Origin of the sequence: Xanthomonas sp. SHU 166, from assembly GCF_000364685.1 — a bacterium.
In the GTDB taxonomy this organism is placed as follows: Bacteria; Pseudomonadota; Gammaproteobacteria; order Xanthomonadales; family Xanthomonadaceae; genus Xanthomonas_A; species Xanthomonas_A sontii.
Map to the genome: position 1 here is coordinate 1 of NZ_AQOJ01000448.1, position 772 is coordinate 772.

Consider the following 772-nt stretch of genomic DNA (forward strand, 5'->3'; position numbering starts at 1 on the left):
ATCGCCCATCGCCGCCGCGCCGCTGCCGAACGCCGCCGCGCCGCTGCCGTAGGCATTGGCCGCATCGCCGGCAGCCAGCGCGCCGGCGCCGTCGGCATAGGCGCCGACCGTGCCGCCGCCGCTGTGGGCGAAGAACTTGGAAGTGCTTTCGGCAGTGGCGCGCACCGCATCCAGCTGCGCGAGGTTGACCGCATCGGTGGACTGCGTGCCCGCGGCGACGTTGACGACCTGCCGCTCGCTGCCGGCATCGCCGACCGAGACCGTGTTGGCCCGGCGCGCCACCGCGTTGGCGCCCAGCGCCACGCTGTCGGCCGCAAACGCGGTGCTGTAGTAGCCGAGCGCGGTGCTGTTGGCGCCGCTGGCCCAGGACTGCGCGCCCAGCGCGCTGGCATGGTCGCCCGGTGCATAGGCGAAGTAGCCCAGCGCGGTGCTCTGCAGGCCCGAGGCCTCGGTCATGCTGCCGCTGGCGGTGGATTCGTCGCCCGAGGCGATCGCGCCGGCGCCGAACGCGGCGGCATTGGCGCCGCTGGCCTGGGTCTGTACGAACAGGCCCAGCCCCGGAATCAGGTCGGCCGGACCGCCGACCGCGACGCTGCTGGTGCCGGTGGCCACGCTCTGCGTGCCGACCGCCGTGGCGTAGTCGCCGGTGGCGTTGGCCACCGCGCCGAAGGCCGACGCCTGCGCACCGCCGGCGTAGGCGCCCACGCCCACCGCCGAGGCGGCGAAACCGCTGGCATCGGCGCTGGCGCCCAGTGCGGTGCCGCCGACCCCA

Annotated in this window: 1 pseudogene; it reads right to left on the bottom strand. The window is 75.4% G+C overall.

Annotated elements, in window-relative coordinates:
- A pseudogene (locus D180_RS12100) lies at positions 1–772 on the bottom strand (cell surface protein); the annotation flags it as partial.